18 protein-coding genes are annotated in these 17,512 nt (G+C 32.3%); 15 read left to right on the forward strand and 3 right to left on the reverse strand.

Annotated features, from left to right (window positions below; all coding sequences use genetic code 11):
* Positions 1 to 143 precede the first annotated feature (143 nt).
* The 12 genes from RT99_RS20225 (at position 144) to RT99_RS20280 (ending at position 11,219) form a co-directional block, all read left to right on the forward strand.
* Entirely contained in the window at positions 144 to 536 is a 393-nt protein-coding gene (locus RT99_RS20225; protein ID WP_042566565.1) for a helix-turn-helix domain-containing protein, read from the forward strand.
* A 606-nt stretch (positions 537 to 1,142) separates the two neighbouring features.
* Positions 1,143 to 2,090 carry a phosphatase PAP2 family protein gene (locus tag RT99_RS24825; protein WP_052483738.1) on the forward strand — a complete coding sequence of 316 codons (948 nt, stop codon included), beginning with the start codon at positions 1,143 to 1,145 and terminating at the stop codon, positions 2,088 to 2,090.
* Positions 2,091 to 2,416: 326 nt separating this feature from the next.
* Entirely contained in the window at positions 2,417 to 2,872 is a 456-nt protein-coding gene (locus tag RT99_RS20235) for a hypothetical protein (protein ID WP_042566725.1), read from the forward strand.
* Positions 2,873 to 2,888: 16 nt separating this feature from the next.
* A complete protein-coding gene (locus RT99_RS20240; RefSeq protein WP_042566566.1) occupies positions 2,889 to 3,254 on the forward strand; it encodes a hypothetical protein in 366 nt (121 codons plus the stop codon).
* Between the two features lie 219 nt (positions 3,255 to 3,473).
* The gene (locus RT99_RS20245; RefSeq protein ID WP_042566567.1) at positions 3,474 to 3,863 is read left to right on the forward strand and encodes a VOC family protein; all 390 of its coding nucleotides are present in this window, start codon (positions 3,474 to 3,476) and stop codon (positions 3,861 to 3,863) included.
* A gap of 251 nt (positions 3,864 to 4,114) precedes the next feature.
* On the forward strand, positions 4,115 to 5,278 hold the full coding sequence (locus tag RT99_RS20250) for a DUF1624 domain-containing protein (protein ID WP_042566568.1): 1,164 nt from the start codon (positions 4,115 to 4,117) through the stop codon (positions 5,276 to 5,278).
* A gap of 261 nt (positions 5,279 to 5,539) precedes the next feature.
* Positions 5,540 to 6,727: a hypothetical protein gene (locus RT99_RS20255; protein ID WP_042566569.1), complete on the forward strand. Its 1,188-nt coding sequence runs from the start codon at positions 5,540 to 5,542 to the stop codon at positions 6,725 to 6,727.
* A gap of 55 nt (positions 6,728 to 6,782) precedes the next feature.
* Positions 6,783 to 7,301 (forward strand): hypothetical protein, encoded by a 519-nt coding sequence (locus RT99_RS20260; protein WP_052483739.1) that lies wholly within the window; start codon positions 6,783 to 6,785, stop codon positions 7,299 to 7,301.
* A 15-nt stretch (positions 7,302 to 7,316) separates the two neighbouring features.
* Complete coding sequence (locus tag RT99_RS20265; RefSeq protein WP_042566570.1) at positions 7,317 to 7,997, forward strand: GNAT family N-acetyltransferase; 681 nt, start codon at positions 7,317 to 7,319, stop codon at positions 7,995 to 7,997.
* A gap of 70 nt (positions 7,998 to 8,067) precedes the next feature.
* Complete coding sequence (locus RT99_RS20270) at positions 8,068 to 8,931, forward strand: alpha/beta hydrolase (protein ID WP_042566571.1); 864 nt, start codon at positions 8,068 to 8,070, stop codon at positions 8,929 to 8,931.
* Between the two features lie 165 nt (positions 8,932 to 9,096).
* Positions 9,097 to 10,686 carry a ribosomal protection-like ABC-F family protein gene (abc-f, locus tag RT99_RS20275; protein ID WP_042566572.1) on the forward strand — a complete coding sequence of 530 codons (1,590 nt, stop codon included), beginning with the start codon at positions 9,097 to 9,099 and terminating at the stop codon, positions 10,684 to 10,686.
* Positions 10,687 to 10,850: 164 nt separating this feature from the next.
* Positions 10,851 to 11,219, forward strand: a complete 369-nt coding sequence (locus RT99_RS20280; protein WP_042566573.1) for a nuclear transport factor 2 family protein — start codon at positions 10,851 to 10,853, stop codon at positions 11,217 to 11,219.
* Positions 11,220 to 11,470: 251 nt separating this feature from the next.
* Here RT99_RS20280 and RT99_RS20285 read toward each other — a convergent pair whose 3' ends face one another.
* Together RT99_RS20285 and RT99_RS20290 are read right to left on the reverse strand one after the other, a co-directional pair.
* Positions 11,471 to 13,006, reverse strand: a complete 1,536-nt coding sequence (locus tag RT99_RS20285) for a YifB family Mg chelatase-like AAA ATPase (RefSeq protein ID WP_042566574.1) — start codon at positions 13,004 to 13,006, stop codon at positions 11,471 to 11,473.
* Between the two features lie 191 nt (positions 13,007 to 13,197).
* Positions 13,198 to 13,572 (reverse strand): hypothetical protein, encoded by a 375-nt coding sequence (locus RT99_RS20290; RefSeq protein ID WP_042566575.1) that lies wholly within the window; start codon positions 13,570 to 13,572, stop codon positions 13,198 to 13,200.
* 127 nt (positions 13,573 to 13,699) lie between these two features.
* Between RT99_RS20290 and RT99_RS20295 the strand changes: the two genes are divergently transcribed.
* Both RT99_RS20295 and RT99_RS20300 read left to right on the forward strand, forming a co-directional pair.
* A complete protein-coding gene (locus RT99_RS20295; protein ID WP_042566576.1) occupies positions 13,700 to 14,335 on the forward strand; it encodes a hypothetical protein in 636 nt (211 codons plus the stop codon).
* 17 nt (positions 14,336 to 14,352) lie between these two features.
* Positions 14,353 to 14,745 carry a hypothetical protein gene (locus RT99_RS20300; protein WP_042566577.1) on the forward strand — a complete coding sequence of 131 codons (393 nt, stop codon included), beginning with the start codon at positions 14,353 to 14,355 and terminating at the stop codon, positions 14,743 to 14,745.
* Between the two features lie 109 nt (positions 14,746 to 14,854).
* On the opposite strand, the gene RT99_RS20305 is transcribed toward RT99_RS20300, so the two are convergent.
* Positions 14,855 to 15,826: a Gfo/Idh/MocA family protein gene (locus RT99_RS20305; RefSeq protein WP_042566578.1), complete on the reverse strand. Its 972-nt coding sequence runs from the start codon at positions 15,824 to 15,826 to the stop codon at positions 14,855 to 14,857.
* A gap of 315 nt (positions 15,827 to 16,141) precedes the next feature.
* Here RT99_RS20305 and RT99_RS20310 point away from each other — a divergent pair, with 315 nt between their 5' ends.
* Entirely contained in the window at positions 16,142 to 17,467 is a 1,326-nt protein-coding gene (locus RT99_RS20310; RefSeq protein WP_042566579.1) for an ammonium transporter, read from the forward strand.
* The last annotated feature ends 45 nt before the right edge of the window (positions 17,468 to 17,512 follow it).

Genomic DNA, 17,512 nt, shown 5'->3' on the forward strand with positions numbered 1-17,512 from the left:
ACACTATGAATTCCAAAAACAAATATATCAGAAAAATCATATATTTGTTTTACACAAAAAAACATCTAAATAGTATTTTATCAAAAAAGCCATGTTTTTTACCGATCACAATTTTGTAAAAGAATTTTAAATACCTTTGAATTATGAGCACAGAAGTAAAACCAAAACATATTGGCAGAAACATTAGCCGAATCAGAGAACTTCGAGGTATGAAACAAGAAGCACTTGCGCAGGCAATTGGTACAAACCAACAAGCCATTTCCGGAATTGAAGGAAGTGAGGAAATTGATGATAAAAAACTTGTGGAAATTGCAAAAGCACTTGGCGTGACTACAGAAGCAATTAAAAGTTTTTCTGAAGAAAATGTATTTAATTATTTCAACACTTTTAATGAATCCGTTTCAAACAGCAATTTTGGTCATAATAATATTTGTAATTTCAATCCTCTTGATAAAGTAGTTGAACTTTACGAACGTTTGGTTCAGGCTGAAAAAGACAAAAACGAATATTTAGAGAAATTATATAAAGGAAAATAATTTCTTAGAAATATAAATTTTACAAAAGCACAAATAACTTTTTATTTTGTGCTTTTTTTTTATGAATAATATGCCCTCAAGAGTAGATCACAAGTATATCAAAAAAGTATTATTAGATCCCGAGATTCATACATTATCATTACAATTTTTACTAAATATTTTCAATAATTCAAAATCAATCCCTCCAAAATCCACAATCCTCAAAAACCAAAATTTACTTCCCAAAAAAAATCATTTTATCTTCTTAAAATACCCTATTTATCCCCCAATAAATTCAAAAAAAAATCGTTGTTACTAAAAATCTTACATAATTTTTCCCTATATTAGACATAGGGATCGGTTTATTTCTATACTACAAGATGCTCAATTTTAACATCTTGGAAAATATTTTTTTTATTGCAATTAATCAAACCCGATATGTTAACAAAATTTAATTTAATCTTTAAAAAATGGGATAATAAGTTTGAAGTTTTTTGACAACTAAACAAAATGAAAAACATAATCGCCTAGTTTAAAAATCCGTAAAAATTACAAAAAAGCATCTTTTTTGTGTTATATGAAGCTTAATGAATATTTAAATAAATTTTAATTTCAAATTGTTTTACTATGAAATTTTACACCCTAATCTTTTTTAGCATACTTTCTATTCCCTGCTTTTCTCAACATGACACTTTAAATATTAAACACGACAGCCTAAAAATTAAAAAAGAAAATCGATTCAAAGTAGCCGGTTCCGTACTAGCAAACAGCGTTCTTAGTGTACCAGGTGATTTTTCAGCGATGGGACATACCATATCAAGTGACTGGAAAAGAACTGCTATTTATACCGCAGGAATAATTGGTTTAATAGCCGTTGACAGACATACTACCGGTTTTTGGCACGATAATGTAGAACCTAATATCAAGTATAGTTTACCTAAAGTTGAAAGCCAAATCCCTCACGTTATCGGAACTGACGTCTATATTGTTTACCCAATCATTGGGTTATATGCAGGTTCATTAGCCATCAACAACAAAAAAGGGCAGGTTGTTGCTGTAAATGCAATTAAATCTTTAGCCTATTCTTATGTTATAAGTCAAGTAGTTCTAAAAACTATAGCCTCAAGAAAAAGACCTCAAAGGAGAATAAATGATAATAATCCTGTCGAAGAGCCCTGGACAAAAAATCCTTGGGATTTTGGAAACTACAATCAAATTCACCTGACACATGGAGGTGATGCTACTTCATTTCCTTCTTTTCATGCTACCTCTTATTTTGCTGTTGCCAAAGTATTTCAAATGGAATACAACAATTATTGGATACCGTATACATTTGTAACCGCAGTATTTCTTTCAGATATAAAAAGCCATGATCACTGGGTTTCAGACTTATTAGTAGGTGGATTAATAGGTACAATAATTGGGCGATCTATAGTAATTAGCAGTCGTAAGCAAATGGCAAAAAAAGAATCTGGTGCTTTTAACGAAAATCCTAAAAAATTTACAATGCACAAACAATTAATTCCTCAAATTTCAAATTCTATGATTGGACTCCATTTTATTGGAACTTTTTAGATTCTGAATAACACAAAAAAATATTCCTGTTCCCGAAAGGCAAATGGGATTTTTTTTGGCGTTCCCCTCCGGGTCGTCCCGAAGCTTCGGGATCGGCTATATCTTTTGTTCCGTTCCACTTCACAAAAGGATAACGCCTCTATCCCTAACGCACTCGTTTTCAAGATAAATAAAATTCATTACGGTAAAATATTATATTTGAAAGCAAATGCCTTTGCGAAAGCAATATTCTATTTTACTCCTAACGCCAAATCCACTTCCATTACCTCAAATAAAAATATTATTTTAGCTTGGTAAAAATTCAATTACCACTAAAACCAAAACCTATGAAAATTACGATTCCCCTGTCGGTATTATTTCTGTTATTTACTACTACTATATTCAGCCAGACTATTGCTGATTTAAAACTAAAGGGCAAAGAAATTCCCAAAAGTTATGCTTTAAGCGACGGCCATATCTGTATTTCTCCTCAGGCGTGCAATTTTTATAATGACATTGCAACTTACGCCAGCTTTGTTGGAACTGTAAAAAGTAAAGAAATTCAAAGTTTTAAAAGTAAAGGAGATAGCGGCTCTATCATGTATTTTGAATTTGAACACAGATTTAAAGGTGATAGTTTTCTACAGGGATTACTTTGGGGAAAAGCCAAAGAACCAACAGACGAACATCCGGAAGAATATCTTGCAGAGGGAAAATTTCTGATCATCTGGAGTTTTCATCCTGATAGCCCGATTAAAGAAAAATCGGAAGCCAAAATAAATAAAATTTTACAAGCTCAATAGCTAAAACAACATACAAATGAAACCACAAATTAGAATCCTGCTTTACTCCATATTATTTTTTTTATATCTTACTTCAACACCTCTTTTATTGTTATTGGGCGAAAAATTAAAAACCGATCCTTATATAACTTTAGGTTGTGGTTTTGCTGTTTTAAATATTATTTATTCTTTCTTAGGACTAAAATGGACAGCTTTGCTAAATATAATCTGCTCTGTTGCAATTGCAGCCCTATCTCTGTTCTTAGCTTTGAAATTCACAAATTTACACTTGTTTTTAAATTACGATCCGTATCAGGTTAAAACAGCAATATTTGCCAATGCCGTTTTTTCAATTATTTTTTGGGAGATTGTTTATCAGGTAAAAATTAGAATACAGAAATAACATAAATAGATTACATGTCCTTGTCATACGTTAGACGCACTGCTGTGCGTCTCTACAAAAATCTTTATGTAAAATAAACATGGGCAATATCTCCAATCTAAATCCGTAGAGGCGCACAGCAGTGCGTCTACATTCCTATTTTAATTTAAAATTCCTTAAATTTAGTATCAGAAAAATTTTAGTAGTTAAAATAAATCTAATTTTTAAAAAACTAATCTTATGAAAACTAAAAAAATATGGGCCAATTTAGGCGTCGAAGATCTGCAGCGAACAACCAAATTCTATAGTGAATTAGGATTTAAACCAAACGGAACAAATACTGAATTGACAAGTTTTATGTTTGGAGAAGATAATTTTATCATTCATTTTTTTGTAAAAGAAAGATTTAAATGGGCTGTTAACGATGAAGTAGCCGACTTGAAACATGGAAATGAAATTATATTTTCGATCTCGGCCGACAGTACAGATGAAGTTCATCAATGGCTGCTGGCTGTTAAAAATGCAGGCGGAGCAATTTTTGCCGAACCGCAAAGTTTTGAAAAAGGATATTTCTTTGGATTTTCTGATCCCGATGGTCATAAATTTAATGTTTTACATTGGCCGGACTGAGAAACTAAAAACTTCTTGTTGGCTCACCTAGAATGAGCGGTAAATTCACGTCAGTATGCCAATTAAACCCTGCTCTGCACATTTACACACATCTGTACAATAAATCAAAATAAAAGACATCTAACTATTTTGGTTGTAAGGATAAAATATTTGTATTATATTTATGACAAAAAAAACATTAAATTCACATCATTAAAATCAGCAGAATACTATCAATCTATTTCTAACATTTAACTTTTTACAAATTAAAAATGAAAAGAGAAAATTCAATTGATATAGTACGAGGAATTGTAATGATAATTATGGCATTAGACCACGTTCGTGATTTAATGCATGTTGACGCTATCACTCAAAGTCCAACCGATTTAGCAACTACAACTCCTTTGCTGTTTTTTACGCGTTGGATTACACATTTGTGCGCTCCAACTTTTGTTTTCCTGGCAGGAACTTCCGTCTATCTTTCCCTGAAAAGCAAAAACAATATACAAGAAGTAAGACAACATCTCATTAAAAGAGGTTTTTGGCTGATATTTCTCGAATTTACGGTTGTCAATTTTGGTTTATTTTTTGACATTGGTTTTCATAATTTATTGTTTCAAGTCATAGCCACAATAGGTTTTGGGTTTGTTATTTTAGGCTTACTTTTAAAAATACCCGCAAAACAATTAGGAATTACGGGACTTATTATCTTTTTTTGTCATAATCTTTTACCCCTTATCCCATTTAGCGAAGGATCGGTTTTAAAAGCCGTTTTAACTCCATTTTTTAGTCCAATTGCGGTTCCGCTTTTTGCCGGAAAAGTTTTTGTTATGGGTTATCCGCCAATTCCGTGGTTAGGAATTATGTTAACCGGATTTGGTTTTGGAAGGTATTTTGAAATGGCAAAAGAAGAAAGAAAAAAAGAATTTATAAAATTCGGTTTTGGCGCCTTAGTATTATTTATTATACTGCGATTTATTAATATTTATGGAGATCCTGCATTATGGACATCCCAAAAAGATTCGGTTTTTACATTTCTTTCCTTTATGAATGTTACTAAATATCCCCCTTCCCTTCTATATTGTCTGGTTACTTTAGGTATTATGCTTTTACTTCTTGCCTTTGCTGATCAGTTTAATAACAAAATTAAAAAAGTGACTGTTGTTTACGGAAAAGTGCCTTTGTTTTATTTTATCATTCATTTTTATCTAATTCATACTATAACACTCATAATGCTTTTTGCACAAGGGTTTGATTGGTCACAACTCGAATTTGCAACCGGAACTTTTGGCAGACCCAAAAACATAGAAAGCGGATTACCGCTCTGGGGAATTTATTTAATTTGGATAAGTATTGTAATTATTCTTTATAAACCTTGCATTTGGTATGGAGACTATAAAGCAAAAAAAACAAACTGGTGGCTTCGATATATCTAGAGTTATTTCTTTTTTTCTTTTTTTTTATGTTGTATAAATCTCAATTTCTTATAAAAAATAAACGTCTAATCTAGCCCCGATAGAGCCGGTATCCTCGCAGTCCCGATGGATATCGGGACGAAGAGATAAAGGCGAAAGCGGGACAGGTGGCTATTATGGAAACAAAACTTCTGCTCCTTAAATTTTAAAATGATATTTCTCTTACAACTGAATTAATCTAAAACCGATATATTTACAGCTGAAAAATCAATTGGTCTTAGGATGAAAAAAATTACTTTACTTTTTTCTGTTTTACTTATGCTCTTTTATTCGTGTGGCGTAAAAACCACGCAATCAATGTTAAGCGACGGGAATTACGACGGAGCAATCGACCGCGCTGTCGAAGCTTTGAAAACAAAAAAAGATTCGAAAGGAAAACAGGATTATGTTTATTTGCTTGAAGAAGCGTTTGCGAAAGCAAAAGACAGGGATTTGCGTAATCTTGAAGTGATGATAAAAGAGGGTAATCCTGCAAATTCTGAGCGTATTTATAATACGTATCTGCAATTGAATAACCGTCAGGAAAAAATAAGGCCTTTATTGCCGCTGCCATTATTGAAGCAGGGTAAAAATGCCAGTTTTCCGTTTGATAATTATTCAGATCAGATTGTGAGCAGCAAAAATGCGCTTTCTAAATATTTATATGAAACTTCTTCGGTGCTTTTAAAATCAAAAAACAAAATGGATTTTAGACAGGCGTATGATAATTTATTATATCTGGAAAGTATTAATCCGGGATATAAAAATGCCAAAAAACTGATGGAAGACGCACAGTTTAAAGGGACTGATTTTGTGGATATTTATGCTAAAAATGAAACCAATATGGTGATTCCGAAACAGCTTCAGGATGATTTACTGGACATTAAAACTTACGGATTAAACGATAAATGGACAGTTTACCATAGTGCTAGACAAAAAAATATTGTTTACGATTACAGTTTAATTGTAAATTTTATACAAATTAATATTTCGCCTGAGCAAATTAAAGAAAAAGAATTCATCAAGGAAAAACAGATAAAAGATGGTGTAAAAACGCTTTTAGACAGCCGTGGAAGGCCTGTAAAAGATAGTTTGGGCAAGGAAATAAAAGTAGACAACTACCGAATGCTTCGCGCTAATGTGTATGAGTTCAGGCAATTTAAATCTTGCCAGGTAACTGCTAAGGTTGATTTTGTCGATTTGAAAACAAATCAATTGGCACAAACGTTTCCTATTACAAGTGAATTTGTTTTTGAGAATATTTATTCGACTTACAAAGGAGATAGAAATGCTTGCGAGGATAGTTATATTTCTTATTTTAACAAACGCGCAGTGCCTTTTCCGAACAACGAACAAATGGTTTACGATACTGGAGAAGATTTAAAAGCGAGGCTTAAAGATATTATTGTGAAAAATAAATTTAGGGGTTAATTAATGATTACCAAGCAAGGTGATAACAATTAAACCCAAATACAATTAAAAATAAATGCTAAAAAAATTATTACCCTTTGAAGAATTAGTTTACCGTTCGACATTTACCAAAGAAGAATTAGTTGCGCATCTTCAAAATGAAATTGAAGCCGAAAAATCTTTTGGTCTTGGTGCCAACAGATTTTCTTATTCTAAGCCATATATTGGTAAAGTTTATCAAAATCGATTTGAAATTAAAAAAGCGATAAACTACCGAAACTCATTTTTACCTGTGATCAAAGGTGAAATTACAGATGACATCAATGGTTCGAAAATAAATATCAAAATGGGTTTGATTGATTTTGTAAAAGCCTTTATGATTCTTTGGTTAGGCGGCGTTTCTATTGCTTGTTTAGCGGTATTGTATAATATAATATTCGGAGAGGGTTTAAATTCTGAAACCGGAATATTTATGCTAATTCCGTTTTTTATGCTCATAGTAGGAATTGTAATGGTCTCTTTTGGTTTTAAATTTGAAAGCAGAAAAAGCATAATTGACCTGGAAGAAATTTTAAAGGCAAAAATAGTACAGTGATAAAAAACTCTAATAATGAAAACCTTAGAAGAAAATAAACTCGACAATCCCGTTTGGCATTCTTTATCAGAAACCCATAAAGGATTTGCGATTGATTACGGAAACACCAAATTTTATAATCCTGATTATTGTCCATTTGGCGGTTTTATCGATTCTGAAAATATTGCTGGTGCAATCGATCATTATTCCACTTTAAACAATAACTTTTTTATAGTAGGTGAAAAACCTGAAATCTCTGATGCTGTAAAAATTACCAAAGAATTAGTTTGTCTTCAGATGATTATTTACGAGAAAATTGGGCTTTCTATTGATACTGAAATTGTAAGACTAACAGAAATTCATAATGAAGAATTATGTGCTTTGGTGAATTTGGTGCAGCCGGGATATTTTAAAAATAAAACACCTTTATTGGGAAATTATTTCGGAATTTTTAAAGAAAATCAATTAGTTGCCATTACGGGTGAACGCATGAAAATGAATGATTTCACCGAAGTCAGCGCGATCGTTACGCATCCAGATCACACCGGAAAAGGCTATGCAAAACAATTGATTACGCATGTTGTAAATGCTATTTTTGAAGAAAATAAAACTCCGTTTCTGCACGTTGTTGAAAGTAATATTGGAGCTATTAAACTTTATGAAAAACTAGGTTTTGTAACAAGACGAAAAATGAGTTTGTGGAATATTACAAAGTAATTAAATTAAGTATTGACATTTTAATCCTAACTTTGATTTCAAAATTTCAGTACCTATTCAAATAAAACAAATGAACAAAATCTTAATTTTCTCTTTCTTTATTTTCTCATTAACGATTTTTGGGCAAAAAAATAAATCAACAGCAACAACAAAACCCTTTGTATTAGGTGTAATTGAAGAAATTGATTCTAAAGAATTAGGAGAAAAAAGAATTATAAACATTTATTTACCTGAAGGTTACAATCCTGCAGATGCTGTAAAATATCCTGTAATTTATTTATTGGACGGTTCGGCAAATGAAGACTTTATTCATATCGCCGGTTTGGTACAATTTAATAGTTTCGAATGGGTCAATAAGGTTCCAAAATCAATTGTTGTGGGAATTGCAACAGTAGATCGCAGGAGGGATTTTACTTTTCCAACTACAATTGAAAAAGACAAAGAAGCCTATCCGACATCTGGCCATTCAGATAATTTTATTTCTTTTATTGAAAAAGAATTACAGCCTCTTATCGAAAAAAAATACAGGACCAATAACTCGAAAACTATAATCGGTCAATCATTAGGCGGATTATTAGAAACTGAAATCTTATTTACAAAACCATCCCTTTTTAATAAATATATCATCATAAGCCCAAGTATATGGTGGGATAATGGCTGTATATTAAATGATGATCAGTTGCCTTTGCTGGCCCTTTTTAAACAGCCTATCGATATTTATATTGCAGTGGGTAATGAAGGAATTACACCAACTGAAATACCGAGAGTTATGGAAGATGATGCTAGTTTCTTAGCTGACAAAATCATGTGTGTTGAAAATAAAAATATAAACGTACATTTTGAATATCTCCCTTTCGAAAACCATGGTACTATATTACATCAGGCTGTTTCTAATGCTTTTAGAGTTTTGTATCCAAAAGAAAATAAAGAATAAGCAAACCTTGTAAAAACTTATAAATAGTGTAAAAAAATATTTTTTATATCTTTGCACAGATAAATCAACTACTACATTCTATGTGAAATACAATTTCTTTCAGACAATTATAAAAGCAATCTCCTAACAGTTTGCTCATTTGTTTATTCTTTAAAGAAAGAAATTATGCTTATTTTACAAAACATTTCATATTTACATACGAATAGAGATTTGCTATTCGACAAAATTACTTTTACTGCCAATAAGCAGGAAAAAATCGCTTTGATTGGCAACAATGGTGTTGGCAAATCGACCTTACTAAAAATTATTTCGGGCGAATTACAGCCTTATGAAGGTTTGCTCAAAGCCGATGCAAAACCCTATTATGTACCTCAGATTTTTGGGCAGTTTAATCATTTAACAATTGCCGAAGCTTTGCAAATTGATGATAAACTCAATGCTCTAAAAGAAATTCTTAACGGTAATGTAACCGAAGAAAATCTGGAAATCCTGAACGACGACTGGACAATTGAAGATCGCTGCAATGAAGCTTTGCAATACTGGCAATTGCAGGATTTAGATTTATCTCAAAAATTGGAAACACTGAGCGGCGGGCAAAAAACAAAGATTTTCCTCGCCGGAATTTCAATTCATCAGCCGGAACTTATTTTACTCGATGAACCAAGTAATCATCTCGATTTTGAAGCGCGAACATTATTGTACCGTTTCATTCAAAACTCTTCGACTACTTTATTGATTGTAAGTCACGACAGGAAATTATTGAATCTTTTAAACACGGTTTACGAATTAACCAAACACGATATTACGATTTATGGCGGAAATTATGATTTTTATGCAGAGCAAAAACAAATAGAAAACAACGCTCTAAATCAGGATATTCATAGTAAAGAAAAGGCTTTACAAAAAGCGAAAGAAAAGGAACGCGAAACACTTGAACGCCAGCAAAAACTAGATGCACGCGGAAAAAAGAAACAGAAAAAAGCCGGAGTTTCCAGAATTATGATGAATACTTTACGCAATAATGCCGAGAACAGTACCTCAAAAACAAAAAGCATGCATGCTGAAAAAATTGGCGGAATTTCTGGAGAATTACAAGAATTGCGTTCGGGTTTGCCTGAAATTGATAAAATAAAATTTGGTTTTGATAATGCCAAACTTCATAAAGGAAAAATACTTTTTACTGCTACTGATATTAATTACAGCTACAATAATGAATTGCTTTGGAAAGAGAATTTAAACTTTCAAATTTTAAGTGGCGATCGTTTTGCTTTGAAAGGAAAAAACGGTTCAGGAAAAACAACTTTGATTAAAATTATTACCGAAAAATTAACTCCTAAACAAGGAACTGTTTACAAAGCAGAATCAACAATAGTTTATATCGATCAGGATTATTCTTTGATTGATAACCAGCTTACAATTTATGAACAGGCAGAAAAATTCAATAATTCTGGTTTACAGGAACATGATATACGAATGCGATTGAATCGGTTTTTGTTTTCGCAAAATGATTTAGAAAAATCATGTAGTGCTTTGAGTGGTGGAGAAAAAATGCGTTTGATGCTTTGCTGTTTAACCATAAGCAATCAGGCACCGGATATTATTATTTTAGATGAACCAACCAATAATTTAGATATTCAGAATATCGAAATTCTGACTCAGGCAATTAATGAATATCAGGGAACTTTAATCGTTGTTTCGCATGACGAATATTTTTTGGAACAAATTGATATTCAGAATACAATTGAACTTAATTAAAAATTGAGAATTAAAAATTAAAAGTTTCAGGAATCGTCATCTTATCTTTTCATATCGACTTTCCACATTGTATAAAGCTATGTTTCTATGTGTAAAATTAATTGCATTCAAAGTGGGTTAATTTTTTAAATTTGTTTAAAACAATCAACCTAAAACTATTAATCATGACACAAAATAAAGAAACCGTAAACGAATATATGGCCGCTTTCAGAGTGAGCGATCATGAAAGAATTCTGGCTTGCCTTAGCGATGATATTGTTTGGGAAATGCCCGGAATTTATCAGCATGTTGGCAAAAAAGCTTTTGACAAGGAAATTGAAAATGAAAATTTTGTTGGAAGCCCCATTATTCACATTGTAAAACTGATTGAAGAAAACAATGTTGTAATTGCAGAAGGTTCTGTTCAGGGAAGCATGAAAAACGGAGGTCTTCTGGATGCTGTTTTTTGTGATGTTTTTGAAATGGAAAACGGCAAAATAAAAAAACTGACTTCGTATTTAATGTCGAAGAATGCTAGTTTGAAGTTTGAATAAAAGAGCTGAAGTATTAATCTCGCAAAGTCACGAAAGTATGTTTCACGCAGATTTAAAAAGATTTAAGCAGATTTTTTTTAAATTAAATCTGCTCTAATCTGTAAAATCTGCGTGAAAAATTCTTTTAATTAAATCAGCGTGAAACAAACTGTGAGGGACTTCTCCCGAAGCCTCGGGACGCTCAGTCTGACAAAACGGTCGAAAAAAAATCTAAAATCAACAACCTAAAATCAACAATCTAAAATCTAAAATCATCCAAGCCATCCATCACGGTCTAAACTTCTGTATTGAATCGCTTCTGCAATATGTCCCGGAATAATTTGTGGCGAAGCATCAAGGTCTGCGATTGTTCTGGCAACTTTCAGGATTCTGTCATACGCTCTTGCAGAAAGATTTAGTCTTTCCATTGCTGTTTTTAATAATTGTTTTGATTGTTCGTCAAGAGCGCAAAATTCCCTGATTTGTTTGGTATTCATTTGCGCATTGTAATGAATGTTTGGAAACGCTTCGAAACGAAGTGATTGAAGTTCGCGAGCGGCAGTTACACGTTTTCTGATTTCGACACTGCTTTCTGCTTTTCTGTCGTCTGATAATTTTTCGAAAGGAACGGGCGTTACTTCAATATGAATATCGATTCGGTCTAATAAGGGACCCGAAATTTTGCTCATATAACGCTGCATTTCGTGTGGCGAAGATGTATTTGGCATACTCGGATCATTAAAAAATCCACTCGGACTCGGGTTCATACTCGCCACCAACATAAACGATGACGGATAGGTTACGGTAAATTTTGCTCTCGAAATCGTTACTTCACGATCTTCCAACGGCTGACGCATTACTTCGAGAACATCTCGTTTAAATTCCGGCAATTCATCCAAAAACAAAACACCATTGTGCGCCATCGAAATTTCGCCAGGCTGCGGATAACTCCCACCTCCTACCAAAGCGACATTCGAAATAGTATGATGCGGACTACGAAATGGTCTTTGATTCATTAAACCAACTTCTTTTAATTTTCCGGCAACGCTATGAATTTTAGTGGTTTCGAGTGCTTCACGCAACGTCATTGGCGGTAAAATACTCGGCAATCTTTTGGCCAGCATTGTTTTTCCGGCTCCCGGCGGACCAATCAAAATAATGTTATGACCTCCTGAAGCCGCAATTTCCATACAGCGTTTTATACTTTCTTGTCCGCGAACATCAGAAAAATCAAATTCAGGAAAATCTAATGTTTTATAAAATTCGGTTCTGGTATCTATTACGGTTGGTTCAAGCGTTCCTCTTCCTTCAAAAAAATCAATTACTTCTTGTAAGTTTTCGACTCCGTAAACATCTAATCCTGCTACTATTGCGGCTTCTTTTACATTTTGCTTTGGCAGAAAAAATCCTTTAAAACCTTCTTCTTTGGCTTTTATGGCAATGGGCAAAGCACCGGTTATAGATTGTAAACTTCCGTCTAATGAAAGTTCTCCCATAATAACATATTGCTCTACTTCGGGCGCTTTTATCTGATCTGACCCCACCAAAATTCCAATGGCTAATGGCAAATCATACGCTGAACCTTCTTTTCGCAAGTCGGCGGGCGCCATATTAATCGTTATTTTTTTTCCCGGAAGACTTAGTCCATTATTTTTAAGAGCGGCTGCAATTCTAAAACTGCTTTCTTTTATGGCGTTGTCCGGTAATCCAACTAAATGATAACCAATCCCTTTATCCATATGAACCTCCACAGTAATGGTTGTGGCTTCTACTCCAAAAACGGCGCTTCCGTAAACTTTAATCAGCATAATATTTCTTTCATTAAATATTTTTAAAACTAATTAAAAATATTTAATTTATAGCTTTTTTACTACAAATATTATCGATATTAATAAATAACACTTTCTTGTGTAACTATTAATATTATTTCTAAAATGCAGTTGTAATGAAATAACAAAAAGTTTTAAATCTACTGAGAACATAAGTCGCTTTTTAATACTTATCTAACAGCCATAAATCCACTTAACATTTTAATTTTTTCAAAATAATTATCCCAATCTTTTTTTGATGGATTTTTTCGACTCGGAACTGATCCATCATCGTATAAATAAATTCTAAAAATTTTTCCATCTGAATCATAATGTATCATATTTTCAGAACCAGCTATTTCTTGCAATTTTTTATCAGTTAATTTGCTATACTTAGCATAAATAGGCTTTTCAGTTTCGCCTTCTGTAATACTCGTAGAATCCATATTTATAATTTTATTCCATCCCAAAGGCATATATTCCCTATTAAATGCAGTCCACTCATTATTTGAATTTCTATGAATGCCATAAGGTAAATTAATTCTGAAAAAATCTGATAGAGCCATAATTGTTAGTTTTTAAGTTTACCCTAAATTAAGCTATTTTCTAAAATTAATCCATTCCAATATAACCAGAAAAAGATTAGTTTTCAACAAAATAATATATATTTGAATAAACATTAAAAGCAAAAAAATGGATACTTCTACTATCGCTAAAATTATCTTCGGATTTATTGGTACAATTTCAGTTTCTAGTACTGTATTATGGTTTTTTACAAATAAAGCTTCTGAGTTTTTAGCAAAACAATATCAAGAAAAAGTAAGTCACAATTTTGAAAAAAAACTTGAGGCATATAAAATTGAATTAGATGTTTTAAAAGCAACCACCTTAAAATATAATGACAAGCAATTTGAACTATATCTTGATTTATGGAAAAGATTACAGGAATTAAAATTTGCCTGTAATGATTTATGGGAGGAAGCATCAAAGTCTAACTTAAATAAGTTTGCAATTGCACTCTCAAGTACACACCAACAAATTGAAATTAGTTCAATTTTGATTGAAGATATTCACTATGATGAACTAGTGAAGATTATTACAACATTCCAAGAATATGATTCAGGAAAAGGCAGATTAATAAAAGCTTATAAAAGCATAGATTTAAATAGAAGAAATATTATACCAAACAATCATCTAGAAAGAGATGTAAATGAATACCAAATCAATGAAATGATTGAATACAATAGAGTCAGAAAAGATAGATGTATAGCGATTATTGAAGAAATGAAATCAAGTATAAAAGAATTAATTAAAGGAAAAAAAGAGTAATAACTTAAAGTTTAAATATGACCCCAGAAATTTACATTTCAATATTAGGTGCCATTTCAGCAATTCTAGTTTCTTTCATCGGTGCATTTTTAGTTAATAAGAACAATATAATTCTTCAAACAAAGAAATTAAAAGAAGAACATTATGTTGCCTATATAGAAGCATTACATTATCTAGCGGGAAATAATTATGACAGCAATGCCACTGAAAAATATGTATTCGCAAGGAATAAAATTTTTATAATTGCAAGTGAAGAAGTAGTAATAAAAATGATTAAATATGAAGAGGAAGCTGTGGGAAAACAAAATAATTTACACGATAAATATTTAACAGAACTTATTAAAGAAATAAGAAAAGATTTGAAAATTAATGATAAAAATTTCCCTAGAATTTATCTCCGAAAAGCATAAATAAAAATTTCACTTATAGACTTAATAAGCAAAAAAAATAAGTATTTTTGAAGATTTTTTTTCAAACAACACATTAAAGCATCGCAAATTTCATTACAAGAAATAAGCATTAAAATTCCAACCCAATTTGGTTTTTAATTCCCTCCACAATCTTACTCAAATCCAGACTATTTTGATGCGACCAAAGTTTACTTTCTATCTGATTGTTTCTAATGCAGTTATGACATTCTATGGCTTCGTACGAATATCCTTTTCCTAAATTCGGAAAACTAAAAGCAGTTTCTTTTTCTTCTTTAATAATAGCATATCCATCTGCCATAAACCATGGCGAGTTGAGTTCGATTCTTCCTTTTGTTCCCGCAATTACGGCTTTCATATCAGATTCTGAAACTATTGAAGTATGCAAAATGGCTTGTGCATTTTCAAATTCTAAAATTATGGATGTCTGCAAATCAATTCCGTTTTCGTGAAAAATAGATTTGGCAAATGTAGTTTTTGGAATTCCACACATTATATAAGAGAGAAATAAAGGATAGACGCCAACATCAAAAAGAGCTCCTCCTCCACTTTGTTTATCAAATAACCGACTTCCCGGTATTTCATTTCCAATAAAATTAAAATCGGCTTTAAGGTATTTTACCTCTCCAATTTCTCCATTTTTCACTTTTGCCAAAGCATCCTGAACAGACGGAATAAATCGTGTCCAGAAAGCTTCCATAAAAAATTTATTGTGTTTTTTTGAAGCTTCAGTCATTCGAACAGCATCATTATATGAAAGTGCCATTGGCTTTTCGCATAAAACATGTTTTCCGTTTTCTAATGCTTTAATAGAAAGTTCTGCATGAGAATTATGGGGAGTGGCGATATATATAATGTCTACATTTTTATCTGCAAAAAGAGCATCGTAAGAATCGTAGGCTTTTGGGCAGTTGTATTTTTGTGCAAACGCATTTGCATTGTCCTTATTTCGGGAAGCTACGGCAACTAATTCGGCATCTTCAAGCAATTGTAAATCTGTAGCAAACTGATTGGCAATGTTTCCTAAACCTATAATTCCCCATTTAATTTTCTGAATTTCCATTCTTAAGTTTTAATTATAAAAAATGTTAAAAAGATCAAATATACATCATCAACATAAAAAATAAGACGATTTTCGGCAATAATCCATGTGTTTCAATCATAAAAAATTAATAAAAAAACAGGAAAAGTATGTAAATTCTCAAATCAGACTAAAAAAATGTTGCCAAATTGTAAATTTTAAGTCCGTTTTAACAAATACATTCAAAACTGAGGGGGTTAAAATGAAATATTAACAAAAATTAAACATTAGACTCTATTTTTTATAGGGGTGTTGATTGATTTTATATTTTTATCAAAAATTTAAAACTAAATAACTATGCGAAAAATTATTTTAAGCGTGATTCTTATCACGATTTTATTACTATCTATTTTTTCTATCTCATTTGTTACTGAATCAAAAACATTAGGCGCTCACGTTGTTGAACTAAAACTAGATACAGGTGATACTGCATGGATGGTTGTTGCAACTGCGTTTGTATTATTAATGACTCCGGGATTAGGATTTTTCTATGGAGGAATGGTAGGAAAGAAAAACGTAATCAGTACTATGCTTCAAAGTTTCATGGCAATGGTAATTGTTACTGTACTTTGGATAGTAATTGGATTCGGATTGTGTTTTGGACCATCAATTGGTGGTTTCATCGGAAATCCTTCATCAAATATATTTTTTCAGGGAGTAAGCGCGAATACCGCCTGGGAGTTGGCACCAACAATTCCGATGATTCTTTTTGCTTTATTTCAGGCAAAATTTGCTATTATCACTCCTGCATTAATAACTGGAGCTTTTGCAGAGCGTGTTCGTTTCTGGGCTTACTTATTGTTCATGGTTTTATTTATCATATTTATATACGCTCCATTATGTCACATGACTTGGCATCCTGACGGATTGTTTTTTGGATGGGGAGTTCTTGACTTCGCTGGTGGTACTGTAGTACACATGAGTGCTGGTTGGGCTGCTTTGGCCGGAGCAATCTTTTTAGGAAAACGTAAAGTTCAAAAAGTAAACCCTGCCAGAATTACTTATGTATTATTAGGTACAGGTTTATTATGGTTTGGATGGTTTGGATTTAATGCAGGTTCTGCTGTTGGAGCCGGAAGTCTTGCTGCTCAGGCTTTAGGAACTACTACAATTGCCGCTGCTTCTGCTGCTATGGCTTGGGTTTTCCTTGACAAAATATTAGGTCACAAATTATCTGCTATGGGTGCTTGTATTGGTGCTGTAGTTGGTTTAGTTGCGATCACACCAGCAGCTGGTTTCGTAAGCATACCCCACGCTTTAGCAATTGGTATCATTGCCGCTGTAATTAGTAACCTTGTAGTGAGTAAATTCCCTAAAGGAAAAATTGACGATGCTCTTGACGTTTTCGCTTGTCACGGTGTTGGAGGAATGGTAGGAATGTTATTAACTGGAGTATTTGCTTCTAACACTGTAAATTCAGTTGTTGGTGACAACCAAGGTTTAATCTTTGGTGATGCTACATTATTCTTAACACAATTAAAAGCATTGGTACTTGTTTCTGTATTTGCTTTCGTAGGTTCATACATTTTATTCTTCGTTGTAAATAAAATTACTCCTCTAAGAGTTACTGAAGAAAAAGAAGAATTAGGATTAGACATTTCTCAACACGGAGAATACTTATAGTAATCAATTTCCAAAACCAAAAAACAAAACTAACCAAAAAAAAGC

This window comes from Flavobacterium sp. MEB061 (assembly GCF_000834715.1).
Classification (GTDB): domain Bacteria; phylum Bacteroidota; class Bacteroidia; order Flavobacteriales; family Flavobacteriaceae; genus Flavobacterium; species Flavobacterium pectinovorum.

Bases quoted from the DNA above. Each gene is read 5' to 3' on its own strand.
- RT99_RS20225 (WP_042566565.1), top strand. From the start codon at position 144: ATGAGCACAGAAGTAAAACCAAAACATATTGGCAGAAACATTAGCCGA.
- RT99_RS24825 (WP_052483738.1), top strand. From the start codon at position 1,143: ATGAAATTTTACACCCTAATCTTTTTTAGCATACTTTCTATTCCCTGC.
- RT99_RS20235 (WP_042566725.1), top strand. From the start codon at position 2,417: ATGAAAATTACGATTCCCCTGTCGGTATTATTTCTGTTATTTACTACT.
- RT99_RS20240 (WP_042566566.1), top strand. From the start codon at position 2,889: ATGAAACCACAAATTAGAATCCTGCTTTACTCCATATTATTTTTTTTA.
- RT99_RS20245 (WP_042566567.1), top strand. From the start codon at position 3,474: ATGAAAACTAAAAAAATATGGGCCAATTTAGGCGTCGAAGATCTGCAG.
- RT99_RS20250 (WP_042566568.1), top strand. From the start codon at position 4,115: ATGAAAAGAGAAAATTCAATTGATATAGTACGAGGAATTGTAATGATA.
- RT99_RS20255 (WP_042566569.1), top strand. From the start codon at position 5,540: ATGAAAAAAATTACTTTACTTTTTTCTGTTTTACTTATGCTCTTTTAT.
- RT99_RS20260 (WP_052483739.1), top strand. From the start codon at position 6,783: ATGCTAAAAAAATTATTACCCTTTGAAGAATTAGTTTACCGTTCGACA.
- RT99_RS20265 (WP_042566570.1), top strand. From the start codon at position 7,317: ATGAAAACCTTAGAAGAAAATAAACTCGACAATCCCGTTTGGCATTCT.
- RT99_RS20270 (WP_042566571.1), top strand. From the start codon at position 8,068: ATGAACAAAATCTTAATTTTCTCTTTCTTTATTTTCTCATTAACGATT.
- abc-f (WP_042566572.1), top strand. From the start codon at position 9,097: ATGCTTATTTTACAAAACATTTCATATTTACATACGAATAGAGATTTG.
- RT99_RS20280 (WP_042566573.1), top strand. From the start codon at position 10,851: ATGACACAAAATAAAGAAACCGTAAACGAATATATGGCCGCTTTCAGA.
- RT99_RS20285 (WP_042566574.1), bottom strand. From the start codon at position 13,006: ATGCTGATTAAAGTTTACGGAAGCGCCGTTTTTGGAGTAGAAGCCACA.
- RT99_RS20290 (WP_042566575.1), bottom strand. From the start codon at position 13,572: ATGGCTCTATCAGATTTTTTCAGAATTAATTTACCTTATGGCATTCAT.
- RT99_RS20295 (WP_042566576.1), top strand. From the start codon at position 13,700: ATGGATACTTCTACTATCGCTAAAATTATCTTCGGATTTATTGGTACA.
- RT99_RS20300 (WP_042566577.1), top strand. From the start codon at position 14,353: ATGACCCCAGAAATTTACATTTCAATATTAGGTGCCATTTCAGCAATT.
- RT99_RS20305 (WP_042566578.1), bottom strand. From the start codon at position 15,826: ATGGAAATTCAGAAAATTAAATGGGGAATTATAGGTTTAGGAAACATT.
- RT99_RS20310 (WP_042566579.1), top strand. From the start codon at position 16,142: ATGCGAAAAATTATTTTAAGCGTGATTCTTATCACGATTTTATTACTA.